Genomic DNA, 23225 nt, shown 5'->3' with positions numbered 1-23225 from the left:
CCGTCCATGGACAGGACACAAGCAGGGGATACGAAGCGGTTACTCTCCGCTGTCGCGGGTCGTGACGAGGCGGGTCAGCTCCGCGCGCGAGGTGAGGTCGAGCTTGGTGAAGGCGCGGCGCAGATGCGAACTCACCGTGTGCGGCGAGACGGCGAGCCGCTCGGCCACCTGTCGGTTCGTCAGTCCTTGGGCGACGAGCCGGGCCACGCCCAGCTCGGACGCGGTCAGCTCGGGCCACCGCGCGAGGTGTCCGGCCGGTGCGGGCCGACGGCGGACGCCCGCGGCCCGCAGGCGTCGGCGCACCCGGGCCACGTCCCGCTCGGCGCCCGCTCGCACGTAGAGGCCGAGGGCGTTGTCCAGGTACGGCACCGCTTCCGATCTGCGGGTGGCCGCCAGCTTGCGCCCGGTGTCCTCCAGGGCGGAGGCGCGGGCCAGCGGCCGGGAGGTGTCCTCGTACAGGCGGACCGCGCTCACCAGGTGGTCGAGGTCGTTGTCGAGCAGCCCGCGCGCGTGTGCGGCGGTGGCGGCGAGGAGCGTGACGCCGGGGTTGAGCGCGGCGCGGCGCTCGGCCGCGCCGACCGCCCGCAGGGCCGCGTCGTGCGCCCCGGCCCGCAGTGCGACGCGGACGAGGCCGGGGGCGTCGGCGGGGTCCAGCGGGCCGCCCTCGGACGGCCGCTCCGCGTCGAGTGCGCTCACCACGTCGGCGAGTACGGCTGCGTCGGCGCGGCCGTCGAAGTCGGCCAGCAATGCCAGTGCCCAGGCGCCGGCTCGGCGGACGAGGGGCGCGCCGTCGGTGCGCATCCGCCGCGCGTCGGCCGCGTACCGTCGTGCGGCCCGCTGGTCGTTCGTGTGGACGGCGACGCGGGTCAGCGCGTACAGGCGCGTGACGTCGGCGAGGTGGTCGGGGCCGGGCTCGTCGGGCGTCGCCGAGGCGGCCTCCGCCTCGGCCCGGGCGTCCGTCAGCCGTCCGGTGTCCAGGAGGAGCCGGGCACGGTGCGTCCGCCACATGCGCGTGGCGGCCGTCCGGCCCTGTTCCCGAGCCTGCCGCAGCGCGGCGTCGGTGACGGCGAGCGCCTGGTCACAGCGGCCTGCCGCGTTCAGCACGAAGCTCTGCCACAGCCCTTCCGGAACCCACAGGGAGTCGGCCGCGCCCATGGCGGTGGCCAGCTCCGCCAGGCGGAGGGCCTCGCTCCAGTCCATCCGGCGGAAGCGGACGGCCGACGCGACCACCGTCACCGTGGCCCGGGCGGTGCGGTCCCCGGCCGCTTCGGCGGTCTCCCGCGCCTCGGGCAGGGCCTGTTCGGCCGCCTCGTTGTCGCCCGACAGCGCGAGGCCGAGGCACAGCAGCGCGAGGAGCCGGGCCCGCAGGTCCGTCGGCAGGCCGGGCAGCGCCGCTCCCGCACGGGCCTGCCGGACCGCTTCGGAGAAGTCGTACTGGGTGGACAGGCGGGCCAGACCGAGGCGTATCCCTGCCTCGTCCCGCGGTCCGAGGCCCCCTGCCGACAGGGCCGACGTCCCCAGCTCGCGGGCCCGGGCCGCCTGCCCGGTCTGCCAGAGCAGCGGGATCGCCTCGGCGATCACCCGTGGGCGCTCCGGGGCGTCCGCAGCGGTGAGCTCCAGCGCTCTGAGGGCGAGTTCGGCGGCCGGTCCGGGCGCGGTGGCCGCGATGTCGGCCGCGGCGGTGCGCAGCCGGTCGGCGTCCGACCTGTCAACGTCCGTCCGGTCTGCATCGGTGCGGTCGGCGGGCTCCGGGTCGGTCGTCGGTGGCGCGGGGTGTGCGGTCGCCGCCGTCTCGCTGTCCGGCAGCGCCCGCGCCGCCTTGCCGCGCAGGGACCGGCGTACGGCAAGGGGAAGTCCGGCCGCCACCGACGCGCGGACCAGGTCGTTGCGGAACTCCAGGCGGTCGCCCCTTTCGGCGAGCCACTCGGTGTCGAGGGCTTCGCGCAGCGGGGTGATCAGCGCCGCCGGTGTGCTGCCGAGCAGCTCGGCCAGCAGGCTCACGGTCACCGGACGGCCCACGGCGGCCGCTGTCTCCACGAGTTCGCGGGCCGCGCCGGACAGCAGGCCGACGCGGCGCCCGACCGAGGGCAGCGGCCGGGCGGGAAGGGATGCGGCGGTGAGCCGGGCCGTGCCGTTCTCGATCGCCACCACCTCCTCGTTCCGCAGCACGTCGAGCAGTTCCCTCAGGAGCAGCGGCACGCCCTCGGCCTGGCGGGCGACGCGCAGCACGTCATGGCCCGGGGCCGCCCCCAGGACGTCCTCCGCGATCCGCGCGACCGCCCGGTCCTCCAGCGGCCCCAGGACCACGGCGCGGGCCCCGCCCCGGTGGATCCGTTCGAGGGTGGTGCGCACGCGCGGCGGCACGCTGTCGCCGCACACGGCCACCAGCCACAGGATCGCGTCCGACGCGAGCCGGGCCGCGAGGGTGTGCAGGGTGAGGAGCGTCAGTTCGTCGCACCACTGGAGGTCGTCGAGGACGATCAGGAGCGGGCCCGTCCGCGCGGCCTCCCGCAGGCGGTCGCCCAGTTCCTGGAGGAGCCAGAACCGCTGCCCCGGCACCGTGGCGAGGTCACGGAGCCGGGCGGCGTCCGAGAGCGGCGCCGCCCCGGTGAGCAGCCCGTCGAGGAGCGGGCCGAGCGGCACGAACTGGTCCTCGGGGTCCGCTCCCCCCTGGAACACCCGCGTCCCGCGCCGCCTCGCGGAGGCCGACGCCTCCCCGAGGACCCTGGACTTGCCGCTGCCCGCAGGGCCTTCGACGAGGACGACCCCGCCTTCCCCGCGGGCCAGCGCGTCGAGCCGCTCCTCGATGAACGCCAGCTCCGCCTCCCTGCCGCGGATCGGTGGTCCGCCGCCCTCGTCCTCGGGAAAGGGCCATGTGGTCAATCCGGTTCACGCTCGTTCCGCGGGCAGGGGCCGCACGGGATGAGGCTGTGATCCGCGTACGGTACGGCGGATCAGTATGAACGACCGTCCGGCCTCAGTCGAAGCGCAGGTCGGCCACTTGCCGTTCGAGGGCGGTGACGTCGTCGTCGGCCTCGGCCGCGGCCGGACGGGCGGCCATGAGCGCGGCGAGGTCGCCGCCCGCCCTGCGGATGCGGGCGGGCAGCCCCTCGGTGTACGCGTCGCCGCCCGACCCCCAGTCCTCGGACGCCGCGTACACGGCGGTGGGGACGACGGTGGCGCGCATATAGGCGAAGAGCGGGCGCATCGCGTGGTCGAGGACCAGGGAGTGGCGGGCGGTGCCGCCTGTCGCCCCGATCAGGACCGGCTTGCCCGTGAGGGCGGCCGGGTCGATCACGTCGAAGAAGGACTTGAAGAGACCGCTGTAGGACGCCGTGAACACGGGCGTGACGGCGATGAGTCCGTCGGCGCCCGTGACCGCGTCGATCGCGGCGGCGAGGCGCGCCGGGGGAAAGCCCGTCACGAGGTGGTCGGCGATCGCGCCGGCCAGCTCCCGCAACTCCACGACCTCGATCGATACGTCCTGGCCCCGGGCGGTGAGGTCCTCGCGGACCGACTCGGTGAGCCGGTCCGCGAGCAGCCGGGTGGAGGAGGGCGTGCTCAGGCCCGCGGAAACGGCGGTCAGCTTCACGAGGCGGTCACTCCCCGAGCGGCATCGCCCTGCGTGCCGTCACCCTGCGCGCCATCGCCCTGGGCGGCATCGCCCTGCGCGGCATCGCCCCGAGCCGCTTCGACCCGCGCGGCGTGCGTCGGCGCGTCCGGCACGCCGGCCGGGCGTCCGTTCGCGAACTCCTTGCGCAGGACGGGCACGACCTCCTCGCCGAGGAGGTCGAGCTGTTCCAGGACGGTCTTCAGGGGCAGCCCCGCGTGGTCCATCAGGAAGAGCTGGCGCTGGTAGTCGCCGACCGTCTCGCGGAAGGACAGGGTGCGGTCGATGACCTGCTGGGGCGAGCCCACGGTCAGCGGGGTCTGCTCCGTGAAGTCTTCCAGGGACGGGCCGTGGCCGTACACCGGCGCGTTGTCGAAGTAGGGGCGGAACTCCCGTACGGCGTCCTGGGAGTTCTTGCGCATGAAGACCTGCCCGCCAAGGCCCACGATCGCGTCCTCGGGGCGGCCGTGCCCGTGGTGGGCGTACCGGCGTCGGTACAGCTGGACCATGCGCCGGGTGTGGTCGGCGGGCCAGAAGATGTTGTTGTGGAAGAAGCCGTCGCCGTAGAAGGCTGCCTGCTCCGCGATCTCCGGGGACCTGATGGAGCCGTGCCAGACGAACGGCGCGACGCCGTCCAGGGGCCGGGGCGTCGCCGTGAAGGCCTGCAAGGGGGTGCGGAACGTGCCCTCCCAGTCCACGACGTCCTCACGCCACAGCCGGCGAAGGAGAGCGTAGTTCTCCTTGGCCAGATTGATGCCCTGGCGGATGTCCTGCCCGAACCACGGGTACACCGGCCCGGTGTTGCCGCGCCCCAGCATGAGGTCGACCCGGCCGTCGGCCAGGTGCTGGAGCATCGCGTAGTCCTCCGCGATCTTCACCGGGTCGTTGGTGGTGATCAGCGTCGTGGCCGTGGACAGGATCAGCTTCTCGGTGCGGGCGGCGACGTAGCCGAGCAGGGTGGTCGGGGACGACGGGACGAACGGCGGGTTGTGGTGCTCGCCGGTCGCGAAGACGTCGAGGCCGACCTCCTCGGCCTTGAGCGCGATGGCGATCATCGCCTTGATGCGCTCGTGCTCCGAGGGAGTATGGCCGTCGGTGGGGTCGGGGGTCACGTCCCCGACGGTGAAGATGCCGAACTGCATGGGTGTCTCTGCTCTCCTGGACCTGTCTGGAATCGTGCGGTCGTGCATGGGGGAAAGCCACGGAGGGCCGCCGGACATTCCGGCGGCCCTCCGCCGCGTCACTTCGCCAGGAAGGCGAGGAGCGCGGTGTTGACCTCCTCCGCGTGGGTCCACAGCAGGCCGTGCGGGGCGCCTTCGATCTCGACGTAGTCGGCGGCGGGCAGCGCCCGGTGGAAGGGGCGCGCGGTGTTCTCGGCGGGCAGGATGCGGTCGGCCGTGCCGTGCAGGATCAGCGCGGGCACGTCGACGGCCGGGATGTCGGCGCGGAAGTCGGTGTACCAGGTCGCCGGGGCGGCGGACGCGGCGAAGGCGCCGCCGCTCGCCGCGGTGTTCCAGCTGTTGCGGACCGCTTCCTCGCTGATGCGGCTGCCCAGGTTCTCGTCGAGGTTGTAGAAGTCGTTGAAGAAGGCCGTGTAGTAGGCGTAGCGGTCGGCCTTGACGGCGGCGACCACGCCGTCGAAGAACTCCTTGGGCGCGGCCCCCTCCGGGTTGTCGTCGTTCTTCAGGAGCCAGGGCTCCAGGGAGGCCAGGAAGGCGACCTTGGCGACGCGGCCGGAGCCGTACGCGGACACGTAGCGGGCGACCTCGCCGGTGCCCATGGAGAAGCCGACCAGGACGGCGTCCCGCAGGTCGAGAGTCTCCATCACGGTGTTCAGGTCGGCGGCGAAGGTGTCGTAGTCGTAGCCGGTCGTCGGCTGGGACGACCGGCCGAAGCCGCGGCGGTCGTACGTGATCACACGGTGTCCGGCGGCGAGCAGGGCAGCGCTCTGGCGCTCCCAGGAGTGGCCGTCGAGCGGGAAGCCGTGGATGAGGACGACGGGCTGCCCGGTTCCGTGGTCCTCGTAGTACAGGTCGATGGCGGTGGAGTTCTCCTGGCCCACGGTGATGAACGGCATGGGTGGCTTCCTCGATTCGTGTCGGCTGGTCCGCGCTGTCGCGGCACTGAACACCGTCACGCTATGGCCGGTCCAGGGCCGCCCGTTGTCCCCGGACGCACCGTGCCTTGTCCGTGGGCGCAGAACTCGCCAGGGTCAGCCGTCGCCGCTCGGGCCATCGGCCTCCGCCGGTACGCGCCGGGTCAGCTGGACCCGGGAGGTGACCGAGAGCTTGCGGAAGACAGAGGCCAGGTGGGTGTTGACCGTGTGCGGTGACACGAAGAGGGCGGCGGCGGCCGACCGGTTGGTGTGCCCGGCCGCGATCAGACGGGCGACCTTGCGCTCCGACGCGGTGAGCGCCTCCCAGCCCTGGCTGGGCCGCGGCCGGGCCGCGGCGCGCCTGCCGGAGCGGGTCACGGCCCGGTCCAGATCGGCCCGGACCCGGTCGGCCTCGAACCCCGCGCCCGTCTGTACGAACACCTCGTACGCCCTGGTCAGTGCGGGGATCGCGGCGGCGGTACCGGCGGGCAGGAGGGCGCGCCCCAGGTCGGCGGAGGCCGCCGCGAGGTGCAGGGGGCGGGGCCCGGTCAGGAGGGCGCGGACGGCCCGCTCCAGGAGCGCGGTGTCGCCGCCGACCAGTCCGGCCGTGTGGGCGGCGATGCCCTGTGCGGTGGGCACGGCGGGGTTGCGCGCGGCGTGTGCGGCAGCCTGGGCCGCCAGGTCGTCGGCCAGGGCCCTGTCCCCGGCGCGCAGGGCGATCCGCACGGCGTCGACGCAGCGCGTGCGCAGGATCCGCCACCGGACGAAGGGGTGGTCGCGCTGGGCGGACCGGATGCGTTCGGCCGCTGCCGCGTGGTGCCCTGCGGCGTCGGCGAGGACGGCCTCCAGGTACTGGTGGGCCGCGTGGTTGCCCGTGTTCGGCCGCTCGGCCATGGCGGCCCTGACGACTTCGAGGTGGTGCCGCGCGGCGTCGCGGTCACCGCGCAGCAGCGCGAGGCGGCCCCGGTTGACCCGGATGTTGACCAGGTTGCCGGGCACGCGCAGGTCCGCCTCCAGGCGTTCGGCGGTGACGAAGTCGGCCTCGGCGTCGTCGAGGCGGCCGAGGCCCAGGTGCAGGGTGCCCTGGGCCCACATCAGCATCGCGGGGCGCAGGGGCGCGTCGCCCGCCGTGCCGAGGAGCTGCCGGGCCATGGCGAAGTCGTCGAGGTGGACCCGCGCGACGACCTCCTCGGGCAGGAAGGCCGCGTCGAACGCGCTCAGGGCCGTGTGGTGCGCGACGGCGGCGGCGCACTCGCCCGCGTTGAGGGCGATCTCGCCGAGGCCCCACAGCGCGACGACGCGGGCCTCCCGGTCGTCCGCCCGCTCGGCCTGAGCCAGAGCCCGCTCGCCCGTGCTCCGCGCGGCGTCGAGGTCGCGCCCGCGGGACCGCGCGAGTGCCTGGCGCGCGGTCAGCCGGGCGGAGATCGCCGGGTCGGTGACGACGGCGAGGCCCGCCGTCGTGCGGCGGGTCAGCTCGTGGACGTCGTCGAGGTGCCACAGGGTGTCGCCCAGCACGGACTGCAGCCGGGCGAAGACGTCCAGGGGCGGCCTGCGGGCCAGCAGCGCGTCGCCGGTCTCCCGGGCGCGGGCGTACCGGCCCGCGCGGGTGAGCGCGGTGATGGCCCGCTCCCCCGCGGCGAACGCCATGGGCTCGTGGGGCGGGATCAGTTCCAGGGCGCGCAACGCCAGGTCGGCGGCGAGGTCCGGCATGACGGAGAGGACGTCCGTGGCGGCCCTGCCGAGCAGCCGGGCCGCCTCGTGGTCGCCGGGTTCGGCGCTCTTCAGCAGGTGCGGGACCGCGTCGACGGGGGTGCGGCCGACCGCGACGAGCCGCCGTGCCGCCTCCCGGTGCAGGGCCCGGCGGGCCGAGGGGGCGAGATCGGCGTACACGGCCTGGCGGAGCAGGTCGTGGCGGAAGACGAGGCGTTCGCCGTCGTCGTCTATGAGCCCCGCGGCGATCGCCTCGTCCAGCTCCCCGATGAGCGTGGTCGCGGGCCGCCCGCACAGGGCGGCTGCGTCGCCGAGGCGGAAGGCGCGCCCGAGGACCGAGCCGATCCGCAGGAAGTCCAGGGTGCCCGGGCGCAGCGCGGCCAGCCTGCCGCGGACGCCGAGGACGAGGCGCTCCGGCGGCGCGTGCCCCTCCGTCCCCGACGCCGCGATGCCCGTCAGGAGTTCGGTGGCGAGGAAGGGGTTGCCGCCCGATCCGTCGAGCAGCTCGGTGACCTTCCGCGGTACGTCGTCGCCGAGCGCGTCGCGGGCCAGCTCGGCGAGGGCCGCGTCGGTCAGCGGCCGCAGCGGGACGGTCGTCAGGCAGGGCCCGTCGCGGCGCAGGTCCGGGTCCTCCCGCCCCGCGAGCAACCACAGCACCGGGGAGGTGAACAGACGCGCCGGCAGGACGTTGAGGGCGAAACGGCTCAGCGGGTCGGCCCACTGGACGTCGTCGATCGCGATGAGCGCGGGCGTGCCCGCCGAGCGCTCCTCGATCAGCTGGGCGAGGCGTTCCACGAGCCAGACGCGCTGGTCGTGGTGGCCCGCGAGGCGCGCGAAGTCCTCGGCGGACAGCAGCGGCGGGTCGCCGTGCAGCAGGCCCGAGGCCAGGGAGGCGAGCGGGGCCAGCTCGTGCAGCTCCTCGGCGCGGCCCTGGCTGACGACGAACCCCTGTTCCCGTGCGAGCGCGACGGTCTCCTCCAGGAGGACGGTCTTGCCGATGCCCGGCTCCCCCAGGAGCAGCGCCATCGCCCCGCCCTCGCCGTCCCGCACGGCCTCGACCAGGGCGCGCAGCCGCGCCAGCTCGGCTTCCCTGCCGCGCAGCCCGGGCCTGCTCAGGCCCGGGCTGCCGGGCTCCGCCGCGGTCATCCCTTGACCGATCCCGCGAGCAGGCCCCGGGCGACGTACCGCTGGAGGGCGAGGAACACGAGCAGCGGGACCGACGCCGAGACGAAGGCTCCCGCCGTGAGGCGCTGCCACTCGTCGCCCCGCGTCCCGGCCAGGGTCGCGAGCCGGACCGTCACCGGCGCGGTCTCGGCCGTGCCGCCCGCCAGGGTGAGCGCCACCAGGAGGTCGTTCCACACCCAGATGAACTGGATGATCGCGTAGGTGAGCAGGGCGGGCCGGGCCAGCGGCAGGACGACGCGGAGCAGCAGCGTCGCGTGCGAGGCGCCGTCGACCCGCGCGGCCTCGATCAGCTCGCGGGGCAGCCCGGCCAGGAAGTTGTGCAGCAGGAACACCGCGAAGGGCAGCGCGAAGGCGGTGTGGGCGAACCAGACGTGGCTGAACCTGGCCGGTCCCGTGGCGTCCCAGGCGGGCAGGAACAGCCAGCCCTGGGAGAACAGCTTCAGCAGGGGGACCAGCGCCATCTGGAGCGGTACGACCTGGAGGGCGAAGACGCCGACGACGAGCGCGTCCCGCCCCCTGAAGTCGATCCACGCCAGCGCGTACGCGGCGAAGAACGCCAGGACCAGGGGGAAGAGGACCGAGGGCAGGGTGATGACGAAGGAGTTGACCAGGTGGTCGGCGAGCCGTCCCGAGGCGTTGCCGCTGCCCAGCAGCACCTCGGCGTAGTTGCCGAGGGTGACGTGCGGCGCGCCGAACAGGGTCCACCAGCCCGTCGTCTTGATCTCGTCCTCGGGGCGCACGGAGGACAGGAACAGGCCGAGGGTCGGTGTCGTCCACAGGACCGCGATCACCAGGGCGGCCAGCGAGAAGGCACGGGAGGACAGCCGCTCCCGTACGCCGCTCACCGCGCGCCCCGCTGGGCCCGCACCTTGTAGGCGACGACGGGGGTCACGAGGGCGAAGAGGAGCACGGCGAGGGCCGCGCCGCGGCCTGTCTGGCCGTAGCGGAAGGACTGGGCGTACATCTCGTGGGCGATGACACCGGTGTCGAACTGGCCGCCGGTCATGGTTCTGACGATGTCGAAGGCCTTGAAGGTGCCGATCACTTCGGCGAGGGCCACGACGAGCAGCGTGGGTCTGATCAGCGGCACGGTGACGCGCCAGAAGACCTGCCGGGGCGACGCGCCGTCGAGGCGGGCGGCCTCGACCACGTCGTCGGGGACCGCCCTGATCGCGCCCGCGAGCAGCACGGCCGCGAAGCCGGTCTGGGCCCACACCATCGCCACGACGAGGAACAGCACGTTCCAGGGGGATTCCACGAGCCACTGCCGCGGCTCGCCGCCGAACGCCACGACGAGCTGGTTGAGCAGCCCGATCTGGTCCGCCTCGGCGGGCCGGTAGGCGTAGACGAACTTCCAGATGAGGCCCGCGCCGACGAACGAGAGCGCCATCGGCAGCAGGACGAGGGCCAGGGCGAGCGCCCGGTACCGCGACCGTACGACGGCCGCCGCGTACAGCAGGCCGGTCGCGGTCACCAGGAGGGGCACGAGCACCACCCAGGTCAGGGTGTTGCGCAGCACGGTCAGCGCCCCGGGGTCGGTGACCAGCCACACGTAGTTGTCGAGCCCGACCCACTGCTCCCCCGCGCCGTCCTTGAACGAGAGCAGCACGGTGCGCAGGCCGGGCACGAGGAGGCCGGCGGTGAGCAGCAGCAGGGCGGGGGCCAGCAGCAGGAAGGCCGCTCCCCGCCTCCGTACGGGCCCCCGGTGCAGCAGCACGAGGAGGAGGGCGACCACCGCCGCGAACGCGCCGAGGCCTTGGAGGAGGTACAGGAGCTTGGGTTGCTGAGCGAGGGGATCGAACGTCATCAGGGGCTCGGCCAGGACCGTTCGATGGCGTCGGCGACGTGCTCGGTGTCCTTGCCGCCGATCCAGTCGACGGCTTCCTTCCAGAACGTGCCCGCGCCCACCGAGGCGGGCATCAGGTCCGAACCGTCGAACCGGAACTGCGTCCTGGGGTTCTGGAGCAGCCGGATCGACAGCTCGTCGACCGGGTTGGCGGCGTTGGCGAGGTCCACGCCCTTGTTGGCCGACACGAACGGGCCCTTCTTCATCCGCGCGTTCGCGAAGTCCGCCGTCGCCAGGTACTCCTGGAAGGCCCGGACCTCGGGCCGGTCGGAGAACGCCGCGGCGAACATGCCGCCGCCCAGGACCGGTCGGCTCGCCCGCTCCCGGCCCGGCAGGAGGAAGGCGAACACGTCCTTGTCCGGGCCGATCTCGGTGCCCTTCGGCCAGTGCTCGGCGTAGAACGAGGCCTGACGGTGCATCGCGCAGTCGCCGGAGACGATCGGGGTGCCGCCCTCCTGGTAGGCGATCGAGGCCATCGAGCGGGCCGGGCCGTAGCCGCCGTTGGCGTACCGGTCGTTCTTGAGGAGGGATCCCACGGTGTCCATGGCCTTGATCACGCGCGGGTCGTCGAACGGGATCTCGTGGGTGACCCAGCGGTCGAAGACGTCGGGTCCGCTCTGGCGCAGCAGGACGTCCTCGATCCAGTCCGTCAGGGGCCAGCCGGTCGACTCGCCGGACTCGACGCCCGCGCACCAGGGCTTGACGCCCGTCGCCGCGACCTTCTCGGTCACGTCCATCAGCTCTTTCCAGGTGCGCGGGACGCTCAGCCCCCGGTCCCGGAAGAACTTCGGCGAGTACCAGACGTACGACTTCACGTTCGCGACCAGCGGCGTGCCGTAGAGGGTGCCGTCCACGGTCGCGTAGCCGTTCCAGTCCTTCGACCAGCCCTGCTCGGCCAGGGAGGCGACCTCGGGGCTCGCGGGCTTGAGGTCCCCGGCGCGGGCGAAGCGCTCCAACAGGCCGGGCTGCGGGAAGAACGCCACGTCGGGGGCGTTCCCGCCGTCGACCCTGACCTGGATCTGGGCCTCGAAGTCGCCGTCGCCCTCGAACCGGACGTCGATGCCCGTGCAGGCCGCGAAGTCCGCCCAGGTCGCTTCGAACAGGTCCGCTTCCCGGTCCTGGTTCGACGCGTAGACGGAGACCTCGGTGCCGGGGTGGGTGCCGTACCGGGCGTAGGACGCACAGTCCTCGCCCCCGCGAGGCCGGGAACCGCCGTGCGGGGCACCGCAGGCGGTGGCCGTGGCTACGAGGACGATGACGGCGAGCACGAGCCTCGCGCCGAACCTCATGGGTGTGCTTCCTCCGATCGCACCCCCGAGCGTTCCTGGGGGCGAGCAGAAGTTATCAGCGCACGGACGCCATCGACCAATCGTTCGACCCGCCGGGGCCGCGCGCCCGTGCCGACCCCACGCGGAGGTGGGGCCGGCGGGGGCGTTCCACGGCAGAGGCGCAGGTCAGCGGGTGGTGGACCGGACGGCTTCCTGGATGAGGGCGGCCACGGCGTCGGGCCGGGCGAGCATGACCAGGTGCGAGGAGTCGACTTCGACGGTGGTCATCCCCGCGCGCTCGTAGCCGTAGCGCTCGACATCGGGGTTGATGGTCCGGTCGGCGGTGGCGACCAGGCCCCAGGACGGCTTGGTCCGCCACGCGGCGACGGGGGCCGCCTCCGTGAAGGCCCGCGCGGCCAGGGGGCGCTGCGAGACGGCGAGCACCGCGGCGAGTGCGGGCTCGACGTCGGCGGCGAAGAGGGCGGGGAACCGCTCGGGGTCCACCGTGACGTCGGTGCCCGTCCCGGTGGAGCCGGGCACGGGGAACGGCGTGCGGACGAGCGCGTCGGCGAGGCCGGAGTCGGGGAAGCGGCCCTGCAGCTCGCCCAGGCTCTCGCCCTCCTCCAGGGCGTAGCCCGCGAGGTAGACGAGGGCGCGGACGTTGTCCTCCGCCCCGGCGAGGGTGATGACGGCGCCGCCGTAGGAGTGCCCCACCAGGATCACGGGTCCTTCGACGGCGCGTATCACCGAGGCGAGGTACGCGGCGTCGTCGATCAGGCCGCGGTTGGGCACGGCGGGGGCGAGCACCGCGAGGCCCGCGGCGGTCAGTTCGGGGATGACGCGGGCGTAGCTGGAGGCGTCGGCGAAGGCGCCGTGGACCAGCACGACGGTGGGGCCGGTGGATCGGGGCACGGGAGAACTCCTGGGTGCGTGGGTGGGGTTGAGCGGGGTGTGGCGGGCGCGGCGGGCGCGTTCAGAGGGTGCGCCGCACGCCCGCGTGGCGTTCGAGGTTGCGGAGCTGGACGGTGAGGTCGCCCGTCACGGCGGCACGGGCGGGGCCGCTGCGGCCGATGGGCAGGACCTCCTCGCCGCGCATGTCCTCCAGCATCAGGGCGAAGGCCGCGTACATCGCGACGAGCGCCACCAGGAGGCCGAGGGCGCCGGAGGTGCGCGTGAGCCACTCGGCGCCGGTCAGGCCGGACAGTCCGGTGGCCGCCCAGCGGGGCAGGGACGCCACCAGGACCAGCCACATCGCGCGCTTGGGCGGCGTCACGGCGGTCATCAGCGCCCCGAAGCAGAGGAACGCCAGGTTGAACACGCCGAGGACCCGCAGGCCCTCGGCCGCGCCGCTGAACATGACCAGGGCGTACGCCAGCCAGCTGCCCGCGAACGTGCCCATCAGCGTCGCCGCGATCACGTCACGGGCGCCGAAGGACAGCACGCTCACCAGGAACTGCAACGCGAAGGCCGGCAGGACGCACAGGGCGACGGCGCCCCGGGCCTCGGACGTGAAGACGCCGAGCTGGAGGCACCCCGTCATCACCGAGGCGATCGCCACCGTGAAGAAGCCCAGCGGCATGGGTGAGGCGATGGGGCGCAGATTGATCCGGGTCATCGGCCTCAGGTCCGGCTCGAAGCGGCGTCCCGGCGGAGCGTTGGGCGGGCATTCCGGCCCGTCGGCGGCCCCGTCTGCGGTCCCCTCGTCAGTCCCGTCGGCGGTCTTGTCGGCGGTCTCGTCGCCGGTCTTGTCGGCGGGGGCGGAGGAAGCGGTACTCATCGTGGAGATCTCTCGTTCAGTGCTCGAAGCAGGGGTCGAGGAACGACGGCGGCGTGTCGGGGGCCGAGCCGCGGGCCACCCGCCACTGGCGGTGCTCCTCGGACTCGGCGGCGGCCTCGGCGACGAGCGCCGCCTGCCGGGCACCGGCCTGGTAGCCGCCGAAGCGGGCCACGGGGCTCCACTCGGGGCTGACCGGCGGGACGGCCTCGTCGAGTCCCTCGTACTCCGCGGCCGCGTAGACCACCCGGCCGCCGACGACGGTGAGCACGGCCTCGATGTCGGGGATGACGGCGTCGGGCACGGTGAGGTAGTCGTCGGACAGGATCGCCAGGTCGCCGTAGTAGCCCTCCCGCAGGATCCCCTTGACGTCCTGCTCACCGGTCAGGCGCGCGCCGCCGCGGGTGTAGAGGCCGAGCGCGGTCTCCCTGTCGACCAGGTTCCCGGCCGGATAGAGCGCGGTGCCGCCGACGGTGCGCCCGGTCACCAGCCAGTGGAGCGCCACCCACGGGTTGTACGAGGAGACGCGGGTGGCGTCCGTGCCCGCGGCGACGGTCAGGCCCCGGTCGAGCATGGCCCGGACGGGCGGGGTGTGGGCGGCGGCCTCGGCGCCGTAGCGCTCGCGGAAGGCGGTGCCCTGGAAGGACATGCGGTTCTGCACGGACAGGGCGCCGCCGAGGGCCGCGATCCGGTCCAGGCTGTCGGCCGACACGGTCTCCGCGTGGTCGAAGAGCCAGCGGTTGTCGCCGGGGAAGAGGCCCTCGGCGGCGAGCTTCTCGAAGACCGCGAGGTCGCGGCGGATCGTCTCGTCGTACGTGGCGTGCAGCCTGAAGCCCCAGCCGTTCTCCATCAACAGCCGCACGGCGTGCTCGAACTCGGCCTCGTATCCCTCGGCGAGTGCGGGACGGGGTTCGGTGAAGTTCTCGAAGTCGGCGGCGGCCCAGGTCAGGTTCTCGCCCGCGCCGTTGAGGCGCAGCCACTCGTCCCCGTCCCCGGGCTTGACCGTCTCGATCCAGCGCTTGAGGTCGGCGAGTTCCTGACCGGCCGTCTGCGGGAACAGGTGGTAGGCGATCCGCAGGGACAGCTCACCCGACGCGGCGAGGTCCATGACCGTGGCGTAGTTGTCGGGGAAGTTCTGGAAGCCGCCCGCGGCGTCGACCGCGGAGGTGAGACCGAAGCGGTTCAGCTCGCGCAGGAAGTGCCGCGTCGAGGTCTTCCGGTCGGCCTCGTCCAGGGCGGGCGCCTTGGCCAGGGTCGAGTAGAGGATGAGGGCGCTCGGCGCGGCGAGGAGGACGCCGTTGGGCTCGCCGTCGCGGCCCCTGACGATCTGTCCGCCCTGCGGGTCGGGGGTCGCGCGGGTGAATCCGGCGGCCTGTACGGCGGCCCGGTTCAGCAGGGCCGACTGGTAGAGGTGCAGGACGAACACCGGTGTGTCGGGGGCGGCGGCGTTCAGCTCGGCGACGGTCGGCATCCTGCGCTCGGCGAACTGTTCGGCGGTCCAGCCGCCGACGACCCGGATCCACTGCCCCTTGGGGGTGCGGCCGGCCTGCTCGCGCAGCATGGCGAGGGCGTGGCGGAGGCTGCGCACGCCGTCCCAGCGCAGTTCCAGGACGTAGTTCAGGCCGCCCCTGATGACGTGCAGGTGCGAGTCGTTCAGGCCGGGGATCACCCTGCGGCCGAGGGCGTCGACGACCTTGGTGCCCGGCCCGACGAGAGGGGCGAGGTCGTGGTCGTCGCCGAGGGCCGCGATCCGTCCGTCGCGGATCGCGACCGCGCGGGCCTCGGGGCGTGCGGGGTCGCCGGTGTACACCTTCGCGTTGCGCACGAGGAGGTCGGCCCGCCCGTGTTCCTGGCGCGGGGCGGCGGGTTCGGGGGTCGGCGGTTTCGGCATCGGGGGTTCTCCTTTGCGGATGTGCGGGGTGGGGCGCGGGCGCGCGGCGCGTCCCCGAGGGTGGGCGGGGCGCCTCAGAGGCCGTACGCCTCAAGGAGCCGCAGCCAGACCTCGCTCACGGTCGGGAAGGCGGGGACGGCGTGGCGCAGCCGCTCCAGGGGGACTTCCGCGACGACGGCGACGGTGGCGGTGTGGATGAGTTCGGTCGCCAGCGGCCCGGTGAGGGTGCAGCCGACGACGACGGCCCGGCTCTCGTCGACGACGAGCTTGGCGCGGCCGCGGTGGTCGTCGGCGTACAGCGCGGCGCCCGCGACGTCTTCGACGCGGTACTCCACCGTGCGGATCGGCAGGCCCGCGGCGCGGGCCGCGCGTTCCGTGAGGCCGACGCTCGCGACCTCGGGGCGGGTGAAGACGGCCTGCGGGACGGCGGCGTGGCCGGCCCGCGCGTCCCAGGCCTGCCAGCCCCCGGTGTCGGCGGGGCGGCCAGCGGCCCGTTCGGCGATCGCCGCGGCGCAGGCGCGGGCCTGGTACTTGGCCATGTGGGTCAGCGGCGCACGGTGGTTGACGTCGCCGACCGCGTAGAGCCAGTCACCGTCCACGGCGGTGACCCGGCAGGTGTCGTCGACCGGGAGCCAGGCACCGGCCGTGAGGCCGACGGTGTGCAGGCCGAGGTCGTCGGTGCGCGGGCGGCGGCCGACGGCGACGAGGACCTCGTCGCAGACGAGGGCGGTGCCGTCGTCGGTCTCGACCGTCACGGCGCGGGTGGCCGCGTCGCGGGTGACCCGGGTGGCCGCGGCCTCGAAGCGCAGCGTCACGCCCAGTGCGGTCAGGCCCCGGGCGACCTCCTCGCCCGCGCACGGCTCCCAGTCGCTCAGCAGGGACGGGCCGCGGACGAGCAGGGTCACGGCGGAGCCGAGGGAGCGCCAGGCGGTGGCCAGTTCGCAGGCCACCACTCCGCCGCCGATGACGACGAGCCGCTCGGGCACCGCGTCGGACGTCGTGGCCTGCCGGTTGGTCCACACGCCGATCCGGTCGAGGCCGTCGACCGGCGGCAGCGCGGGATCCGTGCCGGGGCTGAGCACGACGGCGCGCCGGGCCCACAGGGCGCGGACCGTGCCGTCGGCGCCGGTCACCTCCACCCGGCGCTCCCCCGCGAGCCGTCCGTGCCCGCGGACGAGGGAGATGCCCGCCCCGGCCAGCCAGTCGGCCTGGCCCGAGTCGTCGCCGCGGGCGGTGAAGCGGTCCCGGCGGGCCAGGACGCGTACCGGGTCGAGCGCCCCGGTGACCGACTGCCGGGCCCCGTCGACCGACAGCGCGGCCTGACGGGCGGCGCCGGGCCGCAGCAGGGCCTTGCTCGGCACGCACGCGCGGTAGGAGCACTCGCCGCCGACCGCCCCGGCCTCGACGACGGCGGCGGTCAGTCCCGCCCGGACCGCCCGGTCGGCGACGACCTCGCCGCCGGGGCCGCCGCCGACCACGACGACGTCGTACGTGTCCTCCATCAGCCGCCCACCAGCGGCGTGTCGACGAGGTGTTCGGCCAGGAACCACACCTGGGCCTCGCCGGTGCGGATGACGCCGGAGACCAGCAGGTCGGCGCCGCCCTCGTCGCCCTCGGCGGAGAGCCGGGCGGCGGCGTCCCGCGCGTCGATGAGGATCCGCTCGTGCGCGTCGAGGAGCCGCGACAGCATGACGGGGACCTGCTCCACGCCGTCCGGCGGCCGGGGGATCGAGGTCAGCTCCGCGACGTGGCGCGGGTCCCCGACCGCGACGCCGCCGAGGCTCTGGATCCGCTCGGCCAGCTCGTCCACGAGGGCCAGTTGGGCCGCGGCGTGCCGGTCGAGCATGAGGTGCAGCGAGTAGAAGGTCGCGCCGCGCATCAGCCAGTGGTGCTTCTTGTAGAGGGAGTAGAGGATCTGCGTGTCGGCGAGTACGCGGTTCAGGCGCTGGCAGGCGTACCCGCGGGTGTCGTGGCCGAGGCCGATCGGCAGCTGCTTGAGCGTGCCGAAGGCCTGGGTCTCGGGGCCCTTCTGGTGCAGCAGCGGCTGTCCGCCGCCGTGCGGGGGCGAGGTGGTAGCGGTGTTCATCGAATGCTCCTGGTCTAGAGGGCGGAAGGGCCCGGCCGTCCGGTCGGGGGTCGCGGAGCGGCCGGGCCCGGTCTGAGGGGCGTGCTCAGCCCTCGGCGCGGGCGGCGGGCCGCGGCGTCGCCGGGGCCGGGCGGTGCAGGACGAGCCGGGTGAGCAGCCCGCTGCCGAGACCGGCCGCGAGCGCGAGGGCCGCCCACCACAGCGGGTACGGCGTGAGGCCGACGGCCGCGTCGAGGGAGTAGTCGCCGGGCCCGGTGGCGGCGAGGGCGGCGGCGGTGCCGATGAGGACGAGCGGGTACTCGTATCCGTCGTTCTGCACCCAGAGGCCGTTGTGCCACTTCACGGTGAGGGCGACCGTCATGACCCCGATGGCCCCGGTCGCGGCGAGCGGGGTCAGCAGGCCCGCGGCGAGCAGCAGGCCCGATCCGATCTGGCCGCCGCCCGCCGCGAGGGCGGTGAGGACGCCGCCGCGGAAGCCGTCGGCACGGAACTCCTCCGTGCCGCCCGCCAGCCCCTTGCCGCCGAGGCAGGGGCTGATCTTCTGCACCCCGTGGCCCGCGACGAGCAGGCCCGCGAGGAGGCGCAGGAGCAGGATGCCGGTGTCCAAGGCGGTCAGCCCGCCGCGTGCGCGCCGAGGATGCTCTGCGCGTACACGACGCCCAGGCCGTACGCGCCCGCGTGGGCCTTGACGATGTCCATGACCGCGCCGTAGGTCTCCTGGCGCGCCCAGTCGCGCTGGAGCTCCAGGAGGACCTGGACCCAGGTGACCGGGACCGCTCCGGCGGCCACCATCCGCTGCAGCGCGTGCTCGTGGGCGGCCGGGCTGACGCCGCCGGATGCGTCGGAGACGACGTACACCTCGTAGCCCTGCTCCAGGGCGGAGAGCGCGGGCAGCACCAGGCAGACCTCGGTCCACAGGCCGGACAGGACGATCTTCTTGCGTCCGGTCGCCTTGACCGCGGCCACGAGCGCCTCGTCCTCCCAGGCGTTCATGGAGGTGCGGTCGACGACGTCGTGGCCGGGGAACACCTCGGCGAGCTGCGGCAGCAGGGGCCCGGAGAAGGACTCGGCGGCGACCGTGGTCAGGACGACCGGCACGTCGAAGGCCCGGGCCGCCTTGGCCAGGCCCACGGTGCTGTTGATGATCGAGGAGCGGTCGCCGCTCCCGGTGCCGAAGAACATCTGCGGCTGGTGGTCCACGAAGAGCATGACCGCGTTGTCGGGCGTGAGGAGGTCCGAGCTCGGGGCGGCCTGCACCTTGGTGACGTCGAACATGGGGGGTCCTTTCACAGGCGGTTCGGTAGCGCGCCGACCGCGTCCGCGGCTCGGCACCCCAGGAAGCTACGACCGGCCGGGACGCCCGGCTTTTCGTCCCGCGCCCAGGAGTTGGCACGGCAGCGCACAACCCGCACGCCCCGGAGCCCCGCAGGTCGGGGCGGCGGGTCAGGGGCCCGTGCGATGCTGTGGCCATGAATCTGGAGGACCTGGCGCGGCTGCGCCGCGCCAAGGACGTGATGGACCGCGACTACGCGCGGCCGCTGGACGTCCCGGCGCTCGCGAAGGTCGCCCTCATGTCGTCCGGCCACTTCTCGCGCAGCTTCCGCGCCGCCTACGGGGAGACGCCGTACAACTACCTGATGACCCGTCGCGTCGAGCGGGCGAAGGCGCTGCTGCGGCGCGGCGACATGAGCGTCACCGAGGTGTGCTTCGCGGTCGGCTGTACGTCGCTCGGGTCGTTCAGCTCGCGCTTCACCGAGCTGGTCGGCGAGTCCCCCAGCGCGTACCGGGCCCGGGACCACGGGGCGGGCGCCGGGATCCCTGCGTGCGTCGCCAAGGTCCACACGCGGCCGGTCAGGAACGGGGAACCGGCCCTGGCGCCGGAGCGGTCCGGGGAGCGGACCGACGACCGGGGAGCGGGCGGGAACGGCTCCTCGCGGGCCGCCGGGAAACCGGTCACGATCGGAGAAGCGGATTCGGCCGGCGCCTCGTAGCGTCGAGGCATGGACATCAAGCTCTCGCAGTGCTTCATCGCCGTCGACGACCACGACCAGGCGCTCGCCTTCTACCGCGACGTCCTCGGCCTGGAGGTCCGCAACGACGTCGCCTTCGAGGGGATGCGCTGGGTGACCGTCGGGTCGCCCGCGCAGGACGTGGAGATCGTCCTGGAGCCGCCGCTCGCCGACCCCAACGCCGCTCCGGCCGACCGGCGGGCGATGGCGGAACTGCTCGCCAAGGGCCTGCTGCGCGGCGTGATCTTCACGACGGACGACGTCGACGCGACCTTCGAGCGCGTGCGGGCCGCGGGCGCCGACGTGCTCCAGGAACCCATGGACCAGCCCTACGGCGTGCGCGACTGCGCCTTCCGCGACCCGGCGGGCAACATGGTCCGCTTCAACCAGCCCCGCAAGCAGTAGGACCCCGCCGAAGCCCCCTGCGACAGGGCCCCGGCCCAGTGCCACGGGGGGGGGCTCCACCGATCGGATCAGGCCGGGCGACACGGGCGGAGGCCGCGCGGACGGCCCGCACACACGAGCGGACGGCCCGCACACACAAGGAGACACGATGAGCAAGGCCACCGGGACGCAGGCGCAGTCGCCCGCACCGCACGTCGCCGACAGCCACGACCTGATCCGCGTGCACGGCGCGCGCGAGAACAACCTCAAGGACGTCAGCGTCGAGCTGCCCAAGCGGCGGCTCACCGTGTTCACCGGGGTCTCCGGCTCCGGCAAGAGCTCGCTGGTGTTCGACACGATCGCCGCCGAGTCGCAGCGGATGATCAACGAGACCTACAGCGCCTTCGTACAGGGCTTCATGCCGACCCTGGCCCGGCCCGAGGTCGACGTGCTCGACGGCCTGACTACCGCGATCATCGTCGACCAGCAGCGGATGGGCTCCGACCCGCGCTCCACGGTCGGCACGGTCACTGACGCCCACGCGATGCTGCGGATCCTCTTCAGCAGACTGGGCGTGCCCCACATCGGCCCGCCCAGCGCGTACTCCTTCAACACCGCGTCGATCCGCAGCAGCGGCGCGATCGCGATCGGCAACAAGAAGGCGGTCAAGGCGACCTATCACCGCACCGGCGGCATGTGCACGCACTGCGAGGGCCGCGGCTCGGTCTCCGACATCGACCTCACCCAGCTCTACGACGACTCCAAGTCGCTCGCCGAGGGCGCGTTCACCATCCCCGGCTGGAAGTCGGACAACGTGTGGACCGTGGGGCTCTACGCCCAGTCGGGCTTCCTGGACCCGGACAAGCCGATCCGTAGGTTCACCAAGAAGGAGATGCGCGACTTCCTCTACGGCGAGCCGACGAAGGTCAAGGTCAACGGGGTCAACCTCACCTACGAAGGGCTGATCCCGAAGATCCAGAAGTCGTTCCTGGCCAAGGACAAGGAGTCGATGCAGCCCCACGTCCGCGCCTTCGTGGAGCGGGCGGTCGCCTTCACCACCTGCCCGGAGTGCGCGGGCACCCGGCTGAGCGAGGGCGCCAGGTCGTCGAAGATCAAGAAGCTCTCCATCGCCGACGTGTGCGCGATGGAGATCCGCGACCTGGCCTCCTGGGTCCGCGGCCTCGACGAGCCGTCCGTCGCGCCGCTGCTCACGGCGCTCCAGCGGTCCCTGGACTCGTTCGTGGAGATCGGTCTCGGCTACTTGGCGCTCGACCGGCCCTCGGGCACGCTCTCGGGCGGCGAGGCGCAGCGCGTCAAGATGATCCGCCACCTCGGCTCCTCGCTCACCGACACCACGTACGTCTTCGACGAGCCCACCATCGGTCTGCACCCGCACGACATCGAGCGGATGAACAAGCTGCTCCTGCGGCTGCGGGACAAGGGCAACACGGTGCTCGTCGTGGAGCACAAGCCGGAGACCATCGCGATCGCCGACCACGTCGTCGACCTCGGCCCGGGCGCGGGTGCGCAGGGCGGCACCGTCTGCTTCGAGGGCACCGTCGACGGCCTGCGCGCCGGCGGCACCGTCACCGGGCGCCACCTCGACGACCGGGCCGCTCTCAAGGAGACGGTGCGCGAGGCCACCGGGGCGCTGAAGATCCGCGGCGCGAACGCGCACAACCTCCAGGACGTCGACGTCGACATCCCGCTCGGAGTGCTCACCGTCGTCACGGGTGTCGCCGGGTCGGGCAAGAGCTCGCTGGTGCACGGATCGATCCCGGCGGCCGAGGGCGTGGTGACGGTCGACCAGAGCCCGATCCGGGGCTCGCGGCGCAGCAACCCGGCGACGTACACCGGCCTTCTCGACCCGATCCGCAAGGCGTTCGCCAAGGCCAACGACGTGAAGCCGGCGCTCTTCAGCGCCAACTCCGAGGGCGCCTGCCCGCACTGCAACGGCGCCGGAGTGATCTACACCGACCTGGCGATGATGGCCGGTGTCTCCACGACCTGCGAGGAGTGCGAGGGCAGGCGGTTCGACGCCTCGGTCCTGGAGTACCGCTTCGGCGGCCGCGACATCAGCGAGGTGCTCGCGATGTCGGTGACCGAGGCCGAGGAGTTCTTCGGTGCCGGTGAGGCCCGCACCCCGGCCGCGCACAAGGTCCTTCAGCGGCTCGTCGACGTCGGGCTCGGCTACATCAGCCTCGGCCAGCCGCTGACCACGCTCTCGGGCGGCGAGCGGCAGCGGCTCAAGCTGGCCGCGCACCTGGCCGACAAGGGCGGCGACGGCGTGATCTGCGTGCTCGACGAGCCGACCGCGGGCCTGCACCTCGCCGACGTCCAGCAGCTGCTCGGCCTGCTCGACCGGCTCGTCGACTCCGGCAGGACCGTCATCGTCGTCGAGCACCACCAGGCGGTCATGGCGCACGCCGACTGGATCATCGACCTGGGCCCCGGCGCCGGGCACGACGGCGGCCGGGTCGTCTTCGAGGGCACGCCCGCCGAGCTCGTCGCCGCCCGCTCCACGCTCACCGGTGCGCACCTGGCGGCGTACGTCGGCGCCTGACCTCGGTCAACCGCGCGCGGACGGCGGGGACTCGGGCGGTGCGTAGGGCGGCACGCACGCCTCGCCCGCCGCTGTCCGCAGGACGTCGCGGAGCATGTCCGGGGTCAGCCGACCGGTGAACGTGTTGCGCTGGCTGACGTGGAAGCAGCCGTACAGGGTGACCGGGCCCGGGCCGTCCGCGAGCGGTGCGGCGCGCTCCAGGGTGACGCGGGCGCCGTGCGCGAAGCGCGGGCGCGGCCTCGGCACCCGCCAGCCCGCCGCCGCGAACGCGGGCAGGGCCGCCTGCCAGCCGAACGCGCCGAGGACCACCGCCGCCCGCAGCCGGGGCGCGAGCAGCTCCAGCTCCCGCACGAGCCAGGGGCGGCAGGTGTCCCGCTCCCCCGGCGTCGGCTTGTTGTCCGGCGGGGCGCAGTGCACCGGTGAGGTCACCCGTACGCCGCGCAGCGTCAGCCCGTCGTCCAGGGACACCGCCAGTGGGCTGGACGCGAGGCCCAGGTCGTACAGCGCCCGGTACAGGACGTCGCCGGAGCGGTCGCCGGTGAACATCCGGCCCGTCCGGTTGCCGCCGTGCGCGGCGGGCGCGAGCCCGATGACGAGCAGCGAGGCGTCCGGCGGCCCGAACCCGGGCACCGGCCGGGCCCAGTACGTCCAGTCCTGGAACGCGGCGCGCTTCACCCGCCCGACCTCCTCGCGCCACGCGACCAGGCGCGGGCAGGCCGCGCACTCCGTGACGCGGGCGTCCAGCTCAGCCAGAGGTTCCATGCCGTGCACCGATCGCGGGAGGGGTGGGCTTCCACGGTAGTC

At 73.8% G+C, this 23225-nt stretch carries 19 protein-coding genes; 3 read left to right on the top strand and 16 right to left on the bottom strand.

The features are described 5' to 3' along the window. Nucleotides 1-39 precede the first annotated feature (39 nt). The 15 genes from AC5WAM_RS40345 to AC5WAM_RS40275 form a co-directional block, all read right to left on the bottom strand. Nucleotides 40-2883 (bottom strand): helix-turn-helix transcriptional regulator, encoded by a 2844-nt coding sequence (locus AC5WAM_RS40345; RefSeq protein WP_495520735.1) that lies wholly within the window; start codon nt 2881-2883, stop codon nt 40-42. Between the two features lie 94 nt (nt 2884-2977). After that, nucleotides 2978-3592, bottom strand: a complete 615-nt coding sequence (locus tag AC5WAM_RS40340) for an FMN reductase (RefSeq protein ID WP_495520734.1) — start codon at nt 3590-3592, stop codon at nt 2978-2980. Continuing rightward, nucleotides 3589-4752 carry an LLM class flavin-dependent oxidoreductase gene (locus AC5WAM_RS40335; RefSeq protein WP_495520733.1) on the bottom strand — a complete coding sequence of 388 codons (1164 nt, stop codon included), beginning with the start codon at nt 4750-4752 and terminating at the stop codon, nt 3589-3591. Before AC5WAM_RS40335 ends, AC5WAM_RS40340 begins: the two co-directional genes overlap by 4 nt. A 98-nt stretch (nt 4753-4850) precedes the next feature. Continuing rightward, nucleotides 4851-5687 carry an alpha/beta fold hydrolase gene (locus tag AC5WAM_RS40330; protein ID WP_495520732.1) on the bottom strand — a complete coding sequence of 279 codons (837 nt, stop codon included), beginning with the start codon at nt 5685-5687 and terminating at the stop codon, nt 4851-4853. Nucleotides 5688-5822: 135 nt separating this feature from the next. Beyond that, nucleotides 5823-8561, bottom strand: a complete 2739-nt coding sequence (locus tag AC5WAM_RS40325) for an ATP-binding protein (protein ID WP_495520731.1) — start codon at nt 8559-8561, stop codon at nt 5823-5825. Continuing rightward, on the bottom strand, nt 8558-9445 hold the full coding sequence (locus AC5WAM_RS40320; protein ID WP_366793432.1) for a carbohydrate ABC transporter permease: 888 nt from the start codon (nt 9443-9445) through the stop codon (nt 8558-8560). The genes AC5WAM_RS40325 and AC5WAM_RS40320 overlap by 4 nt, the downstream gene beginning before the upstream one ends. Beyond that, nucleotides 9442-10407 (bottom strand): carbohydrate ABC transporter permease, encoded by a 966-nt coding sequence (locus AC5WAM_RS40315; protein WP_366793431.1) that lies wholly within the window; start codon nt 10405-10407, stop codon nt 9442-9444. Before AC5WAM_RS40315 ends, AC5WAM_RS40320 begins: the two co-directional genes overlap by 4 nt. Beyond that, nucleotides 10407-11735, bottom strand: coding sequence for an ABC transporter substrate-binding protein (locus tag AC5WAM_RS40310; protein ID WP_495520730.1), 1329 nt, complete (start codon nt 11733-11735; stop codon nt 10407-10409). The genes AC5WAM_RS40315 and AC5WAM_RS40310 overlap by 1 nt, the downstream gene beginning before the upstream one ends. A 165-nt stretch (nt 11736-11900) precedes the next feature. Next, on the bottom strand, nt 11901-12626 hold the full coding sequence (locus AC5WAM_RS40305; RefSeq protein ID WP_495520729.1) for an alpha/beta fold hydrolase: 726 nt from the start codon (nt 12624-12626) through the stop codon (nt 11901-11903). A 61-nt stretch (nt 12627-12687) separates the two neighbouring features. Next, on the bottom strand, nt 12688-13491 hold the full coding sequence (locus tag AC5WAM_RS40300) for an acetate uptake transporter family protein (protein ID WP_495520728.1): 804 nt from the start codon (nt 13489-13491) through the stop codon (nt 12688-12690). 16 nt (nt 13492-13507) lie between these two features. Next, entirely contained in the window at nt 13508-15379 is a 1872-nt protein-coding gene (locus tag AC5WAM_RS40295) for an amidohydrolase (RefSeq protein ID WP_495520727.1), read from the bottom strand. A 74-nt stretch (nt 15380-15453) separates the two neighbouring features. After that, nucleotides 15454-16881 (bottom strand): dihydrolipoyl dehydrogenase family protein, encoded by a 1428-nt coding sequence (locus tag AC5WAM_RS40290; RefSeq protein ID WP_495520726.1) that lies wholly within the window; start codon nt 16879-16881, stop codon nt 15454-15456. Next, the gene (locus AC5WAM_RS40285; RefSeq protein WP_495520725.1) at nt 16881-17465 is read right to left on the bottom strand and encodes a Dps family protein; all 585 of its coding nucleotides are present in this window, start codon (nt 17463-17465) and stop codon (nt 16881-16883) included. Before AC5WAM_RS40285 ends, AC5WAM_RS40290 begins: the two co-directional genes overlap by 1 nt. Nucleotides 17466-17550: 85 nt before the next feature. Further along, nucleotides 17551-18072 carry a DoxX family protein gene (locus AC5WAM_RS40280; RefSeq protein ID WP_495520724.1) on the bottom strand — a complete coding sequence of 174 codons (522 nt, stop codon included), beginning with the start codon at nt 18070-18072 and terminating at the stop codon, nt 17551-17553. 5 nt (nt 18073-18077) lie between these two features. After that, nucleotides 18078-18740: a hydrolase gene (locus AC5WAM_RS40275; RefSeq protein WP_242714449.1), complete on the bottom strand. Its 663-nt coding sequence runs from the start codon at nt 18738-18740 to the stop codon at nt 18078-18080. Between the two features lie 194 nt (nt 18741-18934). Here AC5WAM_RS40275 and AC5WAM_RS40270 point away from each other — a divergent pair, with 194 nt between their 5' ends. The 3 genes from AC5WAM_RS40270 (at nt 18935) to AC5WAM_RS40260 (ending at nt 22421) form a co-directional block, all read left to right on the top strand. Beyond that, a complete protein-coding gene (locus AC5WAM_RS40270; RefSeq protein WP_366793422.1) occupies nt 18935-19456 on the top strand; it encodes a helix-turn-helix transcriptional regulator in 522 nt (173 codons plus the stop codon). Nucleotides 19457-19465: 9 nt separating this feature from the next. After that, nucleotides 19466-19879, top strand: a complete 414-nt coding sequence (locus AC5WAM_RS40265; protein ID WP_366793421.1) for a VOC family protein — start codon at nt 19466-19468, stop codon at nt 19877-19879. 148 nt (nt 19880-20027) lie between these two features. Continuing rightward, entirely contained in the window at nt 20028-22421 is a 2394-nt protein-coding gene (locus AC5WAM_RS40260) for an ATP-binding cassette domain-containing protein (protein WP_495520723.1), read from the top strand. 6 nt (nt 22422-22427) lie between these two features. Here the strand turns inward: AC5WAM_RS40260 and AC5WAM_RS40255 are convergent, their stop codons facing one another. Beyond that, nucleotides 22428-23183 carry a uracil-DNA glycosylase gene (locus AC5WAM_RS40255; protein WP_366793419.1) on the bottom strand — a complete coding sequence of 252 codons (756 nt, stop codon included), beginning with the start codon at nt 23181-23183 and terminating at the stop codon, nt 22428-22430. Nucleotides 23184-23225 lie beyond the last annotated feature (42 nt).

It is taken from the genome of Streptomyces sp. JLYT201 (genome assembly GCF_059448825.1).
This window is presented reverse-complemented; position numbering and strand designations above follow the sequence as displayed.

Coding starts and splice junctions, on each gene's coding strand:
- AC5WAM_RS40325 (WP_495520731.1), bottom strand. CDS start 8,561: ATGACCGCGGCGGAGCCCGGCAGCCCGGGCCTGAGCAGGCCCGGGCTG.
- AC5WAM_RS40270 (WP_366793422.1), top strand. CDS start 18,935: ATGAATCTGGAGGACCTGGCGCGGCTGCGCCGCGCCAAGGACGTGATG.
- AC5WAM_RS40260 (WP_495520723.1), top strand. CDS start 20,028: ATGAGCAAGGCCACCGGGACGCAGGCGCAGTCGCCCGCACCGCACGTC.
- AC5WAM_RS40265 (WP_366793421.1), top strand. CDS start 19,466: ATGGACATCAAGCTCTCGCAGTGCTTCATCGCCGTCGACGACCACGAC.
- AC5WAM_RS40255 (WP_366793419.1), bottom strand. CDS start 23,183: ATGGAACCTCTGGCTGAGCTGGACGCCCGCGTCACGGAGTGCGCGGCC.
- AC5WAM_RS40275 (WP_242714449.1), bottom strand. CDS start 18,740: ATGTTCGACGTCACCAAGGTGCAGGCCGCCCCGAGCTCGGACCTCCTC.
- AC5WAM_RS40285 (WP_495520725.1), bottom strand. CDS start 17,465: ATGAACACCGCTACCACCTCGCCCCCGCACGGCGGCGGACAGCCGCTG.
- AC5WAM_RS40290 (WP_495520726.1), bottom strand. CDS start 16,881: ATGGAGGACACGTACGACGTCGTCGTGGTCGGCGGCGGCCCCGGCGGC.
- AC5WAM_RS40330 (WP_495520732.1), bottom strand. CDS start 5,687: ATGCCGTTCATCACCGTGGGCCAGGAGAACTCCACCGCCATCGACCTG.
- AC5WAM_RS40300 (WP_495520728.1), bottom strand. CDS start 13,491: ATGAGTACCGCTTCCTCCGCCCCCGCCGACAAGACCGGCGACGAGACC.
- AC5WAM_RS40295 (WP_495520727.1), bottom strand. CDS start 15,379: ATGCCGAAACCGCCGACCCCCGAACCCGCCGCCCCGCGCCAGGAACAC.
- AC5WAM_RS40310 (WP_495520730.1), bottom strand. CDS start 11,735: ATGAGGTTCGGCGCGAGGCTCGTGCTCGCCGTCATCGTCCTCGTAGCC.
- AC5WAM_RS40335 (WP_495520733.1), bottom strand. CDS start 4,752: ATGCAGTTCGGCATCTTCACCGTCGGGGACGTGACCCCCGACCCCACC.
- AC5WAM_RS40315 (WP_366793431.1), bottom strand. CDS start 10,407: ATGACGTTCGATCCCCTCGCTCAGCAACCCAAGCTCCTGTACCTCCTC.